The organism is Nostoc sp. CALU 1950, assembly GCF_051172895.1.
GTDB lineage: Bacteria > Cyanobacteriota > Cyanobacteriia > Cyanobacteriales > Nostocaceae > Nostoc > Nostoc edaphicum_A.
In genome coordinates this window covers 18,516-32,689 of record NZ_JBDNJQ010000008.1, presented here as the reverse complement: position 1 = coordinate 32,689, position 14,174 = coordinate 18,516, and the positions used below count along the sequence as shown (strand labels likewise).

The 14,174-nt window shown below is 39.0% G+C and carries 14 protein-coding genes; 11 read left to right on the top strand and 3 right to left on the bottom strand.

Annotated features, from left to right (window positions below):
• Positions 1 to 50 precede the first annotated feature (50 nt).
• The 4 genes from ABF638_RS04050 to ABF638_RS04035 all read left to right on the top strand — a co-directional run bounded on the left by ABF638_RS04050 (position 51) and on the right by ABF638_RS04035 (position 2,918).
• Positions 51 to 893, top strand: a complete 843-nt coding sequence (locus ABF638_RS04050; RefSeq protein ID WP_435020492.1) for a hypothetical protein — start codon at positions 51 to 53, stop codon at positions 891 to 893.
• A 57-nt stretch (positions 894 to 950) separates the two neighbouring features.
• Positions 951 to 1,340: a hypothetical protein gene (locus ABF638_RS04045; protein ID WP_435020490.1), complete on the top strand. Its 390-nt coding sequence runs from the start codon at positions 951 to 953 to the stop codon at positions 1,338 to 1,340.
• 238 nt (positions 1,341 to 1,578) lie between these two features.
• Positions 1,579 to 2,433, top strand: a complete 855-nt coding sequence (locus ABF638_RS04040) for a DUF72 domain-containing protein (RefSeq protein WP_435020488.1) — start codon at positions 1,579 to 1,581, stop codon at positions 2,431 to 2,433.
• 44 nt (positions 2,434 to 2,477) lie between these two features.
• Positions 2,478 to 2,918, top strand: coding sequence for a hypothetical protein (locus tag ABF638_RS04035; RefSeq protein ID WP_435020605.1), 441 nt, complete (start codon positions 2,478 to 2,480; stop codon positions 2,916 to 2,918).
• 35 nt (positions 2,919 to 2,953) lie between these two features.
• Here the strand turns inward: ABF638_RS04035 and ABF638_RS04030 are convergent, their stop codons facing one another.
• From ABF638_RS04030 to ABF638_RS04020, 3 genes are all read right to left on the bottom strand, one after another.
• Positions 2,954 to 3,301: a 2Fe-2S iron-sulfur cluster-binding protein gene (locus tag ABF638_RS04030; RefSeq protein WP_181932172.1), complete on the bottom strand. Its 348-nt coding sequence runs from the start codon at positions 3,299 to 3,301 to the stop codon at positions 2,954 to 2,956.
• A gap of 13 nt (positions 3,302 to 3,314) precedes the next feature.
• Positions 3,315 to 5,474, bottom strand: coding sequence for a Tex family protein (locus ABF638_RS04025; protein WP_435020486.1), 2,160 nt, complete (start codon positions 5,472 to 5,474; stop codon positions 3,315 to 3,317).
• 439 nt (positions 5,475 to 5,913) lie between these two features.
• Positions 5,914 to 6,069: a hypothetical protein gene (locus tag ABF638_RS04020; RefSeq protein ID WP_435020484.1), complete on the bottom strand. Its 156-nt coding sequence runs from the start codon at positions 6,067 to 6,069 to the stop codon at positions 5,914 to 5,916.
• Between the two features lie 1,074 nt (positions 6,070 to 7,143).
• Between ABF638_RS04020 and ABF638_RS04015 the strand changes: the two genes are divergently transcribed.
• The 7 genes from ABF638_RS04015 (at position 7,144) to ABF638_RS03985 (ending at position 14,127) form a co-directional block, all read left to right on the top strand.
• On the top strand, positions 7,144 to 7,461 hold the full coding sequence (locus ABF638_RS04015; RefSeq protein ID WP_435020482.1) for a hypothetical protein: 318 nt from the start codon (positions 7,144 to 7,146) through the stop codon (positions 7,459 to 7,461).
• Positions 7,462 to 7,664: 203 nt separating this feature from the next.
• Positions 7,665 to 8,054: an EamA family transporter gene (locus ABF638_RS04010; protein ID WP_435020480.1), complete on the top strand. Its 390-nt coding sequence runs from the start codon at positions 7,665 to 7,667 to the stop codon at positions 8,052 to 8,054.
• 27 nt (positions 8,055 to 8,081) lie between these two features.
• Positions 8,082 to 8,438 carry an EamA family transporter gene (locus tag ABF638_RS04005; protein WP_435020478.1) on the top strand — a complete coding sequence of 119 codons (357 nt, stop codon included), beginning with the start codon at positions 8,082 to 8,084 and terminating at the stop codon, positions 8,436 to 8,438.
• Between the two features lie 95 nt (positions 8,439 to 8,533).
• On the top strand, positions 8,534 to 9,838 hold the full coding sequence (locus tag ABF638_RS04000; RefSeq protein ID WP_435020476.1) for an NAD(P)/FAD-dependent oxidoreductase: 1,305 nt from the start codon (positions 8,534 to 8,536) through the stop codon (positions 9,836 to 9,838).
• Between the two features lie 39 nt (positions 9,839 to 9,877).
• On the top strand, positions 9,878 to 10,702 hold the full coding sequence (locus ABF638_RS03995; protein WP_435020474.1) for a glycosyltransferase family 2 protein: 825 nt from the start codon (positions 9,878 to 9,880) through the stop codon (positions 10,700 to 10,702).
• Between the two features lie 380 nt (positions 10,703 to 11,082).
• Entirely contained in the window at positions 11,083 to 12,555 is a 1,473-nt protein-coding gene (locus tag ABF638_RS03990; protein WP_435020472.1) for a TldD/PmbA family protein, read from the top strand.
• Between the two features lie 231 nt (positions 12,556 to 12,786).
• A complete protein-coding gene (locus ABF638_RS03985; protein WP_435020470.1) occupies positions 12,787 to 14,127 on the top strand; it encodes a TldD/PmbA family protein in 1,341 nt (446 codons plus the stop codon).
• The last annotated feature ends 47 nt before the right edge of the window (positions 14,128 to 14,174 follow it).

The window sequence follows — 14,174 nt, the reverse complement described above, 5'->3', positions numbered from 1 at the left end:
CTTGTACTATCAGTTTCACTGTCAGCAGTTGTACGCCTCAAAAAAGAACAATGCTGCGAGTAACTGCCGAGAGTTTTCGCGATCGAGCGGCTGATGCTATTACATCGGTGAAGGAAATCTATCAACTGAATAATTTACCTGTAGATGATAATTTAGTTATTGAACGATTACTAACTGATACCAATATTAAATTCGGAATTCCTAGAGAAATCAATAGAATTATCACTGGAGAAAATCAACTAAATACCCAGTCATCGGATGTCGATGAAACACTCGATGCTTTGAAAGCAGAATATGATGTAGCAGTCGAGGTATTTAACAAGCTGGAAACAATTGATTATGAAAGTAAAAGGATAGTTGCTAAAACTGCCCAGCCGGCAAGATGTTTAACAGTAAAAATGCTACTTTTAGCTAAAAGAATTCAGGAAAGACCACCAAGACCAAGGGATTCGGAACGGGTGATTATCAGTTCCAAGCTAAAGCATCTTGGTGAACAGTATAGAAATTTAAATATATCCTCACAACCAGAAGCAGAAGAAATTAAGCGCCAAGTTGTTGAACAGATAGATAATTGGCGAAAAGTTAATTTTTATGAGCAACAAAGTTTGAATGAATCTATCTCTAAACTTTTGGTAGCAGCTGACACTGGACGAAAACTCTCAGAACTAATTGATGACTACCCTAATCTTAACTTTGAAGTTATTGCTGCTAGAGTTACTCAGATTGTTGGGGTAGCTACCAGTTTCACTGGGAACGACTATAGTTCAACACTTACAAAGATTAACACTCTTGAAAAAGAGATCAATGAAGATGAAGTTTTGAAGGAATTTCTGAAAGAAATATCTCTGAGAAACAGACAGGTGCAACCACCAATCTCTCAATTATGTCAATGATTTTTAGGGTGCAACTAGTCATGAACAATGTTCACAACTTAACTGAATATATAAATCATGACCACCAATAATATATTAGATCCTTTTGCGGAAATAATTTCTCAGCTTCAAGAAGTTACTGACAAACAAATCGACTTAGAACAACTCAATAATACAGAAGAAAAATTACGAAATATTCTGTTCCAGCTTCAATTTGAACTTGTCAACGCACAACATCAAAAAAACTGGGAGGAAGTAAACAAGTTTGAGTTAGCAGTTAGTGAATGCCAACTTACTCTCAATAAGGTAAGAGCAGCGATTATAAATGTTAGTATCATCGGAATCAATCCGAAAAATCGGGCACAGATGCAGCAAATATTAGAAGAAATCGAGACTGCACGTAAAACTCAGGTATACATAGATTTGGCTATCCGCTTATTAGGCTTTTTGCGTAGGTTGTTTCTGTAATCTTCAACTTTACCTTACAGTAGCGATCGCACAAGCAGAAACAGTGGGAGTAAGTGCCGCCTGCCTCCTTAACTAGTACAACACGGCGGAAATAAACCAATCATTCCAAATCAACGAAACCCTTATGCTGTATTCATTTTTAATTTTTAATTTTTAATTCCGCCTTGCGGTACTAGCTTGATCTATCTCTACAACCTGCCTGTAAAATTGAATAGATACATCAAGGCTTTTAGGCACTGTGAACTTTTTTATCGGTTGTGCTGTTTGGGCATATAAAGGTTGGGTAGGCGAACTCTATCCCCAAGGAACTCGCACTGCCGATTTTCTACAGCTCTATAGTCGTCGTTTCACGACTGTAGAAGGTAACACCGCCTTTTATGCCGTACCTAACGAAGAAACTGTAACCCGTTGGGCTGCCGAAACACCAGCAGGTTTTGAATTTTGCCTGAAATTACCGCGAGATATTACCCATCAAGGGTTGCTACAACCTTATATTCCGGCTGCTTTAAAATTTCTGGAGGGGATGCGGCCTTTAGGTAAGCATCTTGGCCCAATGTTTGCCCAATTACCACCCAGTTATGCACCTGTATTACTTGACGATTTGACCAACTTTTTGGAAGCTTGGCCGCGTACAGAAGTACCCCTAGCGGTGGAAGTTCGGCATCCCGACTGGTTTAGGGAACCCCATGCTAGTAATTTGACGGCGCTTTTAGAAAGGCTCGGTGTGGGACGGGTACTTTTAGACTCGCGCCCCATTTACACTGGAGATGATGACCCCCAGTTGCTATCGGAACGGCGTAAACCCAAATTACCATTGCAATTGAGCGTGACAGCGCCTTTTACGCTGATTCGGTTTATTTCTCATCCAAATTTATCAGTGAATCAGCCATTTATGGAAGAGTGGGTAAAGCAGATTCAGCAATGGTTGCAGATGGGAGTGCGAATTTATTTCTTTGTTCATTGTCCAATAGAAGCGCGATCGCCTAGCATAGCGCGTCACTTCCAACAGCTATTGGAACAAAGTGATACACCAGTTCCACCTCTACCTTGGAACAACCTAGAGCATCCCCCCAATCAACTCAGTTTATGGTGATTTCAGCGAAGTTTTTAAGAGTAGTTCCACCAAAGGAGGTTGAAATGAGCCGTTTTCTTTATGAGAATTCAGTCTCGTACAAAGGATATCTCATCATTCCATTTGTTTTTGGCAAGGCGGATAATTACGAGATTTATTCATATAAATTGCTATCAGAAATTGGGCATAAAAGCCAATTTCATAAAGCGGAAAATCCAGCAGGAATTTATGGAAGTGGTGTTAGTAATATTGTTGATATTGCTAAAGAACATATCGATCAAAATTCCGAGTTTGTTCCCCAATCGGATAATTTTAAGTCTCGCTACATTTACAAAAATAATTTGATTATCATCTTCCAAGAAGGAAACAAATGTTTTTATGACCATTATCCACCAGACTTATTGAATAATATTGCAGCTCCAAAATTATTCAAGTCTGAATATGAATGTTTGAGTTGGATTAAGCAAGGGTTTGATGGGCGACATGTGCAGCAAAGAGCTATTTGAAGAAGGCAGATGTTAGGAGTTATATCAAGTTCGGATCAACACTTATCACTTTTTCCAGATTCAGGCTTATAGTAAAGGGCTGATTTATATAAGACTTGTTCTTGATGGGTTTCTAAAGTGCAATGAGACAAAGGGTAAGTTACACAAGTAACAACATAACCAGCCTGTATTTCACTTGGACGCAGAAATTTTTGCTCGTTTTGATCAACTTCACCGCTAATGAGTTTGGCGACACAGGCAGAACATTCGCCTTGTTTACACCCAGACGGTAGGCGGATACCAGCTTCTTCTGCTATATCCAAAATATATTGATCGTCTGGTACTTGAATGGTGCGATCTAACCCAAGTGTAGGATTGATGAATCGAACTTGATAAACTACCATCTGCTGTTTCTAATTATTGTTTAACTGCTTTCATCGATAGACTAATCCGTTTAAGTTTCTCGTCGATTTCTAACACCTGCACTTTGACTACTTGTCCGACTTTGACAACTTTGTTGGGATCATCTATAAATCTATCAGCAAGTTGGGATATGTGTACCAAACCATCTTGATGTACGCCGATATCGACGAAAGCACCGAAGTTGGCAACGTTTGTCACGATTCCTTCTAGTTCCATTCCCGTTTTTAAGTCTCTAATTTCCTTAATTCCTTCTTTGAAGGTGGCATACTTAAACTCAGCACGAGGATCTCTACCTGGTTTTTCTAGTTCACTGAGGATGTCGCGCAGTGTGGGTTCGCCGACGCTATCGGTAACATATTTCTTCAGGTTGGTCTTTTTGAGTTTTTCGGCAATTTGTGTTACCTGATTTAATGGCACATTTAGATCAGATGCGATCGCTTCTACTACAGAATAACTTTCTGGATGCACTGCTGTATTATCTAATGGGTTGTCACCGCCGCGAATCCGCAGAAAACCCGCTGCTTGTTCAAAGGCCTTCGGCCCCAGCTTCGGAACTTTCAAAAGTTGGCGGCGATTTTTAAAGGCTCCATTCTGGTTGCGATAAGCGACAATGTTATTGGCAACACTTGCCGTAATCCCAGAGACGGAAGTTAGAAGTTCTTTGGAGGCGGTGTTTAAGTCTACGCCGACGTAGTTAACGCAGCTTTCTACGGTGTCATCCAATTTCTTTTTCAACAACTTTTGATCGACATCGTGCTGATATTGTCCCACACCAATGGATTTGGGATCGATTTTCACCAGTTCCGCTAATGGGTCTTGCAAACGGCGGCCGATACTAATAGCACCGCGCACGGTAATATCTAAATCGGGAAACTCTTCCAGCGCTACTTTACTTGCAGAATATATAGATGCGCCAGATTCATTCACCATCACCTTAACTGGTTTGCGCTCTATGGTTTGCAATATTTGTGTGACAAATTCCTCTGTCTCACGAGACGCTGTACCATTACCGATGGCGATTAACTCAATTTTGTACTTTTCAATCAGATTTTTGACAGTTTGTGCTGCTTTGAGTCGTTGTTCAGCCGCTTGGTGAGGAAATACTGCTTGATATTCCAAAAATTTTCCAGTTTGGTCGAGGACTGCAACTTTACACCCAGTTCTAAATCCAGGGTCTATCGCCAGTGTTGGTTTCATCCCTGCTGGTGCAGATAGTAGCAACTCCCGCAGATTAGTTTCAAATGTCTTGATTGATTCTATATCTGCGTAGATTTTATTCTCAGAAATTACCTCTCCCATTAGAGATACTTTCATTAAGCGGTTAAATGCATCCTTCAACATCGCTTGATAAAAATCCCGAATTGTCCGTACTTTGGTTTTAATTTCTTTCGACTCAAGATAGTAAAGTACCGTATCTTCATCGAAAGCAATTTCAAAGCTTAATACTTTTTCAGTTTCACCCCGACACAAGGCCAGCATATTGTGGGGTGCAATATTTTTTACCTTAATTTGATAGTTACGATACATCTCAAATTTGGTTGTACCTTCGGGATAATCATCTTTGATGCGGGAGACAAATACCCCTTCGTCGAAAAGATAATCGCGGATATATGCGCGTAATTCAGCTTTTTCAGCTACTTCTTCCGCCAAAATGTCAGCAGCACCTTTGAGCGCCTCCTCTGCTGTTTTTACTCCTTTGGTTTCAGAAATATACTTAGCCGCTTCTTCTTCCAGGGAAGCAGTTGCAGCATTTTTGACATTTAGCGACTTGATGAATTCCGCCAGTGGTTCCAGTCCTTTTTCTCTGGCGATGGTGGCGCGGGTGCGTCGCTTTGGTCGATAGGGTAAGTATAAATCCTCAAGTTCGGTTTTTTGTAAGCATGATGAGATTTTGGCTTTAAGTTCATCTGTAAGTTTACCTTGGTCAGCGATCGCACTTAAAATTACAGATTTTCGTTCTTCAAGTTCTGTTAAATAAGTATATCGATCAGCCAGTTCACGTAGTTGCACTTCATTCATCTCATCGGTGCGCTCTTTGCGGTAACGTGCAATAAAGGGAATTGTTGCACCCTCCGCCAAAAGTTCCAGCGCGTTTTGCACCTGATGGGGTTTGAGGTTTATTTCAGTTGCCAGTAGTTGAGGAATGTTCAGCATTAGGTGTCTAAAATGAAAATGCTACTTCTAAAGGTAATATGCTAGATCCTTATCTTGGCGCAAGTCCCAAGTTTTCAGCCAATTTACCAGATGATTACTCACAAGAGTGGAATTGGCGAAATAGACAAAACCCACCTACGCAAGTTTTAAACCCTTTCAATCCCTATAGATAAACAAGAATTTGTATAGCATAGCGCAGCTAAACTGAGTCGAGAGAGCGCCACAACGAGTTTCACGAAAGGCATTGTGTACTCTCTACAGACTAAGCAAGCTACGCGCAGCCTCTCTTAACTTACTACTTAAAGTAAGCTTGGCACACCATCAACAACAGAAGAAGGAGTTCTTCGCCAAGTTTTTGTGTGCTTCATCTATCGCAATAATTATTCCCATTGGTGTAATATACAACGTTGCATAGTCTTTATTTTCTATAATATTTATTTCAAACGACTGTTGTGGCTAAAACCTGATTGGATGTAAGATAAACCACAATTACAAAAACAATTTCAATTTGTTTTATAAGCACAACAACTTTTAGTCCAGAGTTTAGTAAAATGCCTTTGTTTTTCTTGATACCATTGTGTACTGCTTTAGCCACTGGCTACTTATTCAAAAAGAGTACTGATGAGATTGCATATCTTTCAGGTGTATTTGCTGCTATTAGCTTGATTTTAAGTTTAGTATTAGCACCTTGGCAGATTCAGTTTGGATTGTTAATCATTGTCTTCATTATTACCAACAGACTTTTGCAGGATAATGAGTCCAAACAATAGGAAAACAAATTAGAGAAACTGAATAATCACAACCACAAAGATTCATCCTCTTGATTGCCATCTATATTTTTTTGTAATCTTGGGTAACTTTGTGATACGCCTTGCCAAGGCTTGCACTATTGTTCGAGTTTAAATTTTGCTTTCGGAAATTCTTAGCTTGGGACTTATCAAGTTTGATACTAATTCCCTAATTCTGCAAATCCTTAGTATCCAGAAAGTGCTTCATAAATGTACAAATCCTCAAAATAAAAATTCATATAAAATAAAGTTTTGATTTTATGAAGTTTTTGTTTAAGTATATTTTCGGTAAATAAATTTTTGATGAAGTATGGCGATAAATTTGCAACACGCTTTTCTCGTGGTATTCTAGTAAGTGATTATATGTAACAATAAACTTGGAGAAAAAAACCTAGTTAAAATTACCAAGAGAAATCAAGCAAACCTAATACTCGATAAATCTAAAAATATATCAAATACAATGCAATCAAGGTCAACTCCGAGTTGATTAGCCAACGCTAGTTTGCATTAGTTGTTAGTGTTGTCAAAAGCTCTATTTGGACATTCAGTAAAATTCCCCAGAAACCTGTAAAGCGTATTACCGTAGAGTGATTTATCAAGTCTACAATTTACGCAGCCAAACAGACTTCAGTTATTTCTTGTGTGCCCATGTCTAAAAAGAGCATATATACACACTTGATTTGAGAAAAATTGTTATGAATCGGCTTAGTTCCCAGCCGAGGTTATAGATACATCTATGAGCCAGAATAAGTTCTATGGTATGTCAGTAAATTAATAAACTTTCCTGAAACCAATTAAGAACGTTTATCAATCCAGTTAAGTTAATGGCTTGAGAAGTTCAGTAGTTTCTTCAACAAGATATCTACAGCAGGATACAACTAATGAAAGTTAATAAATGGATTAATCAAAAATTCTGGCAATCCATTTTTATACGTTTAGCTCCATTTGTTGCACATGTAGGTCGAATCAAAGTTAAGCATAAGCAATGTCTACGACGGGCTAGGTCTACGCACACTGCTAAACTTTGTTCAGAGGTAATTTATGGCAAAGCCTTCAACCTTCACTACATCTGCATCCTTTATACCCTAGATATTGCGATCGCACTAAAAGTAGTCTTGAAGCGTAACTGGCGCTCTATTGCGAATCATACAAATGTTGCCATCATCAAGCAACCATCATGGAAGCCGCATAGTATTTAGCTGCTAACTCTAGGACATTAAGCTTCAACGGTTATTTTGATATCAGTCCCTTCAACATAGCCTTGCTAATTTTGTTGTCTATTTACTGAAGTAGAGGTTGAATTGCACAGAAGGTGTGACCAAAATCCAAAACAAAACGTTTAAAGCAACGGGCTGTTTACTGTCTGGTTCATACCTACTATATCGATTGAGGCAAATGTATTATGAAATCTATCTCGCCAATTTCCAGCTTTAAAATAATTCCTTATACTATCCTGTTTATCAGCATTTTATTTAGTATTTCTGGACAATTGCTGATGAAGCATACCATGAGTCATCCAAATGAGGGACTATTAACTTGGGAATTTATTCAAAAATTAGCATTAGCTATTACTGTTTATTGCTTGGGAGTAGTAAATTGGATATTGGCTCTGCGAACTGTAAAATTAAGTATTGCTTATCCACTGACTAGTTTAAATTATGTCGGGATACTTTTCGGTTCATACTACTTTTTTAATGAAGAGATTACACTAACTCGAATAGCGGGAGTCATTACTATTTTTCTGGGTGTTCTTTTAGTTGTGATTCCACTTAAAAAGTCTACATCAAACTAGAATAAATTGTACAAAAAATATTGAAAAATGAACATCATTACTTGGCTGCTTTTAATGCTTGTGGTTTTATTGGGAACAACAGCTAACCTTTCGTTAAAATATGGACTTCACATTTCTAGCCCAACTAAGGGAGCAAGTGCATCTATCCAAAATTTGTTATTCTCTCGTTATTTTTGGATTTGGTTTATCTGCTATACATTTATGACTATATTGTGGCTTTATGTATTGCGGACAATTCCTTTGAGTCAAGCATTTCCAGTTCTTGGATTAATGTATGCACTTATACCGATTGCTTCTCACTATCTTCTAAAAGAGCAGGTTATCTTTAGCCAGTGGTTAGGAATTTCCATTATCATCACTGGTGTAGTTCTGGTTGTGAACTAATAGTTGTATGGACAACAACCAAGGTTATTAATATTAAAAATTAAAAACCTTTGAGAGTATAAATATCAAAAACATTCCTACAAAAATCTAAATTTATGAATATAGGCATTATTGGCGGGGGTATAACTGGGCTAGTATTAGCTCAACGTCTTTCAAATCAAGGACATACAGTAACTGTATTTGATAACAACAAGCAACTTGGTGGACTTACTACCTATCATGATTACGGGTTATTTACCTGGGATCGTTTTTATCACGTTATCCTCCCTTCTGATACTCATTTAATAAATTTTCTTAGAGATATTGGTCTTGGAGATAAACTGCGTTGGCATCGTAGCTTAACAGGTTTCTACGACAATCAAAAATTTTATTCTATTAGTAACAGTATAGAATTTCTCCGCTTTCCTCTGTTTGGACTGATAGGGAAAATCAGATTAGCTTTTACCCTTTTATATGGTTCACGCCTGAATAACTGGCGGCGCTTAGAGAAGATTTTAGTTGAAGATTGGCTATTAAAACTCGGTGGAAAAAGCACATACGAAAAACTCTGGAAACCCTTGCTGCTATCCAAATTAGGAGAGAACTATAAGCGAATATCAGCAGTGTTTATCTGGGCTTATATCAAACGACTATTTTCAGCACGAGATTCCTCATTAAATAAAGAACAACTTGGTTATGTCTCAGGTGGTTACAAAACTGTTTTTGACCATATAGAAAAATTAATTTATGCGGCTGGAGGTCATATCCACACAGGTGTCGCAGTGGAATATATTGCACCTAATCCAGGAGGTGGAATGTGGGTAGAATATCAGGGTAAAAAAGAACATTTTGATAAAGTCATTTTTACTGGCCCAGTTAATATTCTGCAACAGGTTGCTGCTAACGAACTGGTGAAAGTTTCAGACACTGGTGAAACAGTAGAATACCTGGGTGTAGTCTGCATGGTACTGATTACTCGCAAGGCTCTAGTGCCTTATTACGTAGTAAATATTGCCGATAAGAATATTCCTTTTACCGGAGTCATCGGTATGAGCAATTTAGTTTCTTTGCAAGAAACAGCAGGATATCACATGACATTCCTGCCAAAATATATACTTTCTACTGACCCGTTATTAAAACAGCCAGATGATGAATTGCGCCAAGTATTCTTCCAGGGTATACGCTTGATGTTCCCTGAACTAAAAGCAGATGACATTGTAGCAGCACACATGAATCGAGCTATTAAAGTTCAGCCACTACAAGTTTTAAATTATTCAAGCCTTGTTCCACAAGTGAGTACAGAAAACGATGATTTTTTCGTCGTCAACACCTCACAGTTGGTTAATGATAGTGTCAATAACAACGCAGTTGTGCGACAAGTTGATGAATTTCTCAAGAAATCAACATTACTGAATTCTTGAAATTTGAAAATGATATTTTGAAAATTACACGAGGTACTTATGAGTCTTTTTGTTCTTTTACCCGCATACAACGAGCAAGCATCAATCCGCCCCTTGTTCAAAAGATTTCAGACATTACAGCAAATCTCTAATATGGAGATAAAACTGATTCTTGTTGATGATGGTAGTAGTGATGCGACTGCCGAAACAGCTTTAGAAGAATCTGAATCACTGGGTATATTACTGAAATTAGTCCAACATCCCAAAAATGCTGGTTTAGGTCAAGCAATTAAAACAGGTTTCATGACTTTCTTAGAAATCTCTAAAGAAGGTGATTTTTTAGCTGCGATGGATTGCGACAACACTCAACCACCAGAACTCTTAATCAAGATGTATGACACAATGATAGCTGGTAGCTATGATATTGCGATCGCATCTAGATATCGAAAAGGCTCTAAAGTCATAGGTTTATCAAGATTTAGAGAGATAATGAGTTATGGAGCCAGCTGGCTGTTTAGAATTGCCGCCCGCGTACCCGGTGTAAGAGACTATACTTGTGGTTACAGGCTGTATAACCGTACTTTTGTCAGTAAACTGGATATGTATTATGGGGAAAATCTATTTACTGAAAGTGGATTTGCTTGCATGATAGATTTACTGCTGAAAGCTAAAGTACTCAAACCTAAAATTGCAGAAATTCCAATGGTTTTGAGATATGACCAAAAGCCAACTGCCAGCAAAATGAAAATTCTCAAAACTATTACTCGAACCTTAAAACTCCTGTTTAAGAATCTAACATCGACACCCCCAACTTCAAATTTAGGTCAGACTGTCAATGAGCAAGGAACAGCAAGAGTTCCATTGAAAATGGGAAATCGTAAATAAATCTGAGAGTGATACTCTGGATTGAATTAAGCTAAACAGCAAACAAGATTGCATATTTAATATGAGTTAGTCGTCAAGAAGTTTCTATCTTCTGGTACAGGTGGGGTTTATCCCATTCCACTCCTAGCTCATGACTCCCTTAGTGATAACTAAATTTTTACACCGACACCCTCAAGTTTCAAAATCTCAGCCCGCCTTTGCGGGCTTTGTTTATATAGCCCCAAACTTCTAGTCTGCGGGTGAGTTTTCCAAGGACTTGCTGAATTGGAGGGAAATCCACACGCCTTTCTGCCAACTGTGGCTTTGACTCATTTGTTAGACTAAACACACCAGAATTTTTCAGTCAAATCTCTGAATTACGCCAGCAGACGAGGCTATCCATGCTTACAAGTACTCTACTTCTCTCGAATCAACTTCCCACACTCCAATATTCTTCCACACCAGAGCGTTTCGATGAAACCTGGGAAGCCCCTCTGGCTACTCTCCTGGGACTAGGACGCGCCGCTGGTGCTGACTTCATCGAATTATTTTTAGAGCGTCGCAACTATATTAGTTGTCTTGCAGAAGACGACTCCATCACTAGTATTTCACCCAGTCTGTCTACAGGCGCGGGAGTTAGAGTATTTCGTGGTAAAGCTGATTGCTACGTCAGCACCAATGACCTTTCTTTTTCCGGTTTGAAAGCAGCCTTAGAAAAAGGCCTTTCTATCTTGGGATTGCAACTACCCACTCCGAAAGCTTTTATCCCAGAAATCAACCTAGAATTACTCAGAGATTACGCCACCAAAAGAGGCAAAGATGCATGGCTACCAGTGTGTAGCTCCATCCGCGAAATGGGAGAAATCCTCCTTGATGGTACTGCCCACTTGAAGCAAAAAGCTAGTCACGTCCAATCACGCCGTGCTACCTATTTCCGGGATTGGCAAGAAGTTCTAATCGCCGCCAGTGACGGTACTTTTGCTCGTGATATTCGCCTCACACAATCAGTAGGATTTAACCTATTGTGTGCTGATGGTGCTAATCGTAGCTCAATTGGCGATCGCGCGGGTAATACTAGCGATGCCAACTTCTTGAGAACTTGGGATTCTCAACAAGCCGCCGAGAAAATAGCAGAATCTGCTGGAAAAATGCTCTATGCAGATTACGTAGAATCGGGTACTTACCCCATCATTATGGCCAATCACTTTGGTGGCGTAATCTTCCACGAAGCTTGCGGACACTTGCTAGAAACCACTCAAATAGAACGCAATACCTCTCCCTTTGCTGACAAAAAAGGCGAAAAAATTGCCCACGAAAGTTTGACAGCCTGGGATGAAGGGCGCTCTGAAAATGCCTTCGGGACAATTGACATGGATGACGAAGGTATGCCGGCTCAAAGAACCCTATTAATTGAAAAAGGCGTTCTCAAAAACTTCTTAGCAGATAGAACAGGTTCCTCACGCACCGGACACCCCAGAACTGGAAGTGGACGCCGCCAAAACTATACCTTTGCCGCCGCTAGCCGGATGCGTAATACTTATATTGATTCTGGCGAATACAGCATTGATGAATTATTTGCCTCTGTTGATAAAGGTATTTACTGTAAAAAGATGGGCGGTGGTAGCGTTGGTGCTACAGGTCAATTTAACTTTAGTGTTGATGAAGCTTATTTAATTGAAAATGGCAAAATCACCAAACCGCTAAAGGGAGCAATTCTCATCGGTGAAGCCAAGGAAATCATGAATAAAATTTCCATGTGTTCCCAAGATTTGGAAATTGCACCAGGTTTTTGTGGTTCCGTCAGTGGCAGTATTTACACCACAGTCGGACAACCCCATATCAAAGTTGATTCTATTACCGTTGGTGGAAGATAAGAATTTTAGATTTTAGATTTTGGATTTTGGATTACAATATTCAAAATCCAAAATACTCAAATTCACTGATTGCTCCGTAGCTTCAATCTAAAATCCTAAATTATTTGAGTGTTGCTTCAGTCAGAACTCTACGAGAGAAATACAAGCAAGAACATCAAAAATCCCAAATCTAATATTCAAAATAGAATCGCTTCCAATCCAAAATCTAAAATCCAAAATCCAAAATTGACTATGCCCAATATAAATGAGATTGCAAATTCTGCCAAGGACAATGCTGGTAAGCTTGGTATTAAAAAATTCGACATTTATGGCTCAACAGTAGATGATACTAGCGTGCAAGTAGACCAAGGTGAGCCAAAACAAGTCAAAGCTTCAAATCGCTCTGGTGTTACTGTTCGTGTCTGGAATGAAGATAATACAATGGGTGTCACCAGCACTACAGATGTAGACCCCAAGGGACTGGAATTAGCTTTAAAAACTGCTTACGAAGCCAGTTTCTTTGGTGTTAAAGAAAATGTTCCTGATTTTAGTCCAGAGGCTACTATTCCTATTCCAAATAAGCCCCAGGATAAAGCACCTCAAGCACCTGTTGCTGAACTCATAGAAAAATTGTTGGTAGCTGAAAAAGAATTACTGGCTGCTCATCCAGCAATTAAAGGTGTACCTTATAACGGTTTATCACAAAGAGATATTGACAGATTTTATCTCAATAGTGACGGCGCGGTGAGAACTGAATCTCACTCCTTAGCATCAGTTTATCTTTACAGTAAAACTGAGGAAGAAGGGAAAAAACCGCGCAGTGCAGGAGCTTTTAGAATCAACCAGAGTTTAGATAATCTAGATATTAATGGTTGCATCAAAGAAACCGCCGATAAAACTATCAGCCACTTGGATTATGAAAAAATCAAAACTGGTAAATATCGGGTTGTTTTCTCAGCTGAAGCGTTCTTAAGTCTATTGGGTGCTTTTTCTAACTTGTTCAATGCCCAAAGTATTTTAGACAATCAAAGTCTATCTACTCCTGATGATTTAGGTAAGCAAATTGCTTCCCCTCTAATTTCAGTTTATGATGATGCGTTGCACCCAGCTAATGTAGGTGCAGAAACTTTTGATGGTGAAGGAACTCCGACTCGTCAGATTTCGCTAATTGAAAATGGCGTTTTAACAGGATTTCTTCATAGTGCAGGCACTGCTAAAAGGTTAAATACCCAGCCAACAGGTAATGCCAGTATTGGTGCAAAAGTCAGCGTCAGTCCCAATTTTTATCACGTATTTTCAACAGCAACTCCTGAGCAGGATTTTAGCTTAGAAACGGCTGAAAATGTGATTCTTATCGATGATTTGCAAGCCCTCCATGCTGGAGTTAAATCCTTGCAAGGTTCCTTCTCTTTGCCGTTTGATGGTTGGCTAGTTAACAAAGGTGTGAGGACGAGTATTGAGTCAGCAACTGTTGCTGGCGATTTCTTAGAACTCTTGAAATCAATTATTTATGTAGAAAAAGAGCCAGAGTTAACGCCAGGGGGAGTTTGTCCGAAAATCTGGGTTAATGAACTGTCGATTACCGGTGAGTAAAACTTAATAAGTGCAGGGTTAGGAGTTGAACATAACTCTTAACTCAT

Bases quoted from the DNA above. Each gene is read 5' to 3' on its own strand.
- ABF638_RS04050 (WP_435020492.1), top strand. From the start codon at position 51: ATGCTGCGAGTAACTGCCGAGAGTTTTCGCGATCGAGCGGCTGATGCT.
- ABF638_RS04045 (WP_435020490.1), top strand. From the start codon at position 951: ATGACCACCAATAATATATTAGATCCTTTTGCGGAAATAATTTCTCAG.
- ABF638_RS04035 (WP_435020605.1), top strand. From the start codon at position 2,478: ATGAGCCGTTTTCTTTATGAGAATTCAGTCTCGTACAAAGGATATCTC.
- ABF638_RS04030 (WP_181932172.1), bottom strand. From the start codon at position 3,301: ATGGTAGTTTATCAAGTTCGATTCATCAATCCTACACTTGGGTTAGAT.
- ABF638_RS04025 (WP_435020486.1), bottom strand. From the start codon at position 5,474: ATGCTGAACATTCCTCAACTACTGGCAACTGAAATAAACCTCAAACCC.
- ABF638_RS04015 (WP_435020482.1), top strand. From the start codon at position 7,144: ATGAAAGTTAATAAATGGATTAATCAAAAATTCTGGCAATCCATTTTT.
- ABF638_RS04010 (WP_435020480.1), top strand. From the start codon at position 7,665: ATGAAATCTATCTCGCCAATTTCCAGCTTTAAAATAATTCCTTATACT.
- ABF638_RS04005 (WP_435020478.1), top strand. From the start codon at position 8,082: ATGAACATCATTACTTGGCTGCTTTTAATGCTTGTGGTTTTATTGGGA.
- ABF638_RS04000 (WP_435020476.1), top strand. From the start codon at position 8,534: ATGAATATAGGCATTATTGGCGGGGGTATAACTGGGCTAGTATTAGCT.
- ABF638_RS03995 (WP_435020474.1), top strand. From the start codon at position 9,878: ATGAGTCTTTTTGTTCTTTTACCCGCATACAACGAGCAAGCATCAATC.
- ABF638_RS03990 (WP_435020472.1), top strand. From the start codon at position 11,083: ATGCTTACAAGTACTCTACTTCTCTCGAATCAACTTCCCACACTCCAA.
- ABF638_RS03985 (WP_435020470.1), top strand. From the start codon at position 12,787: ATGCCCAATATAAATGAGATTGCAAATTCTGCCAAGGACAATGCTGGT.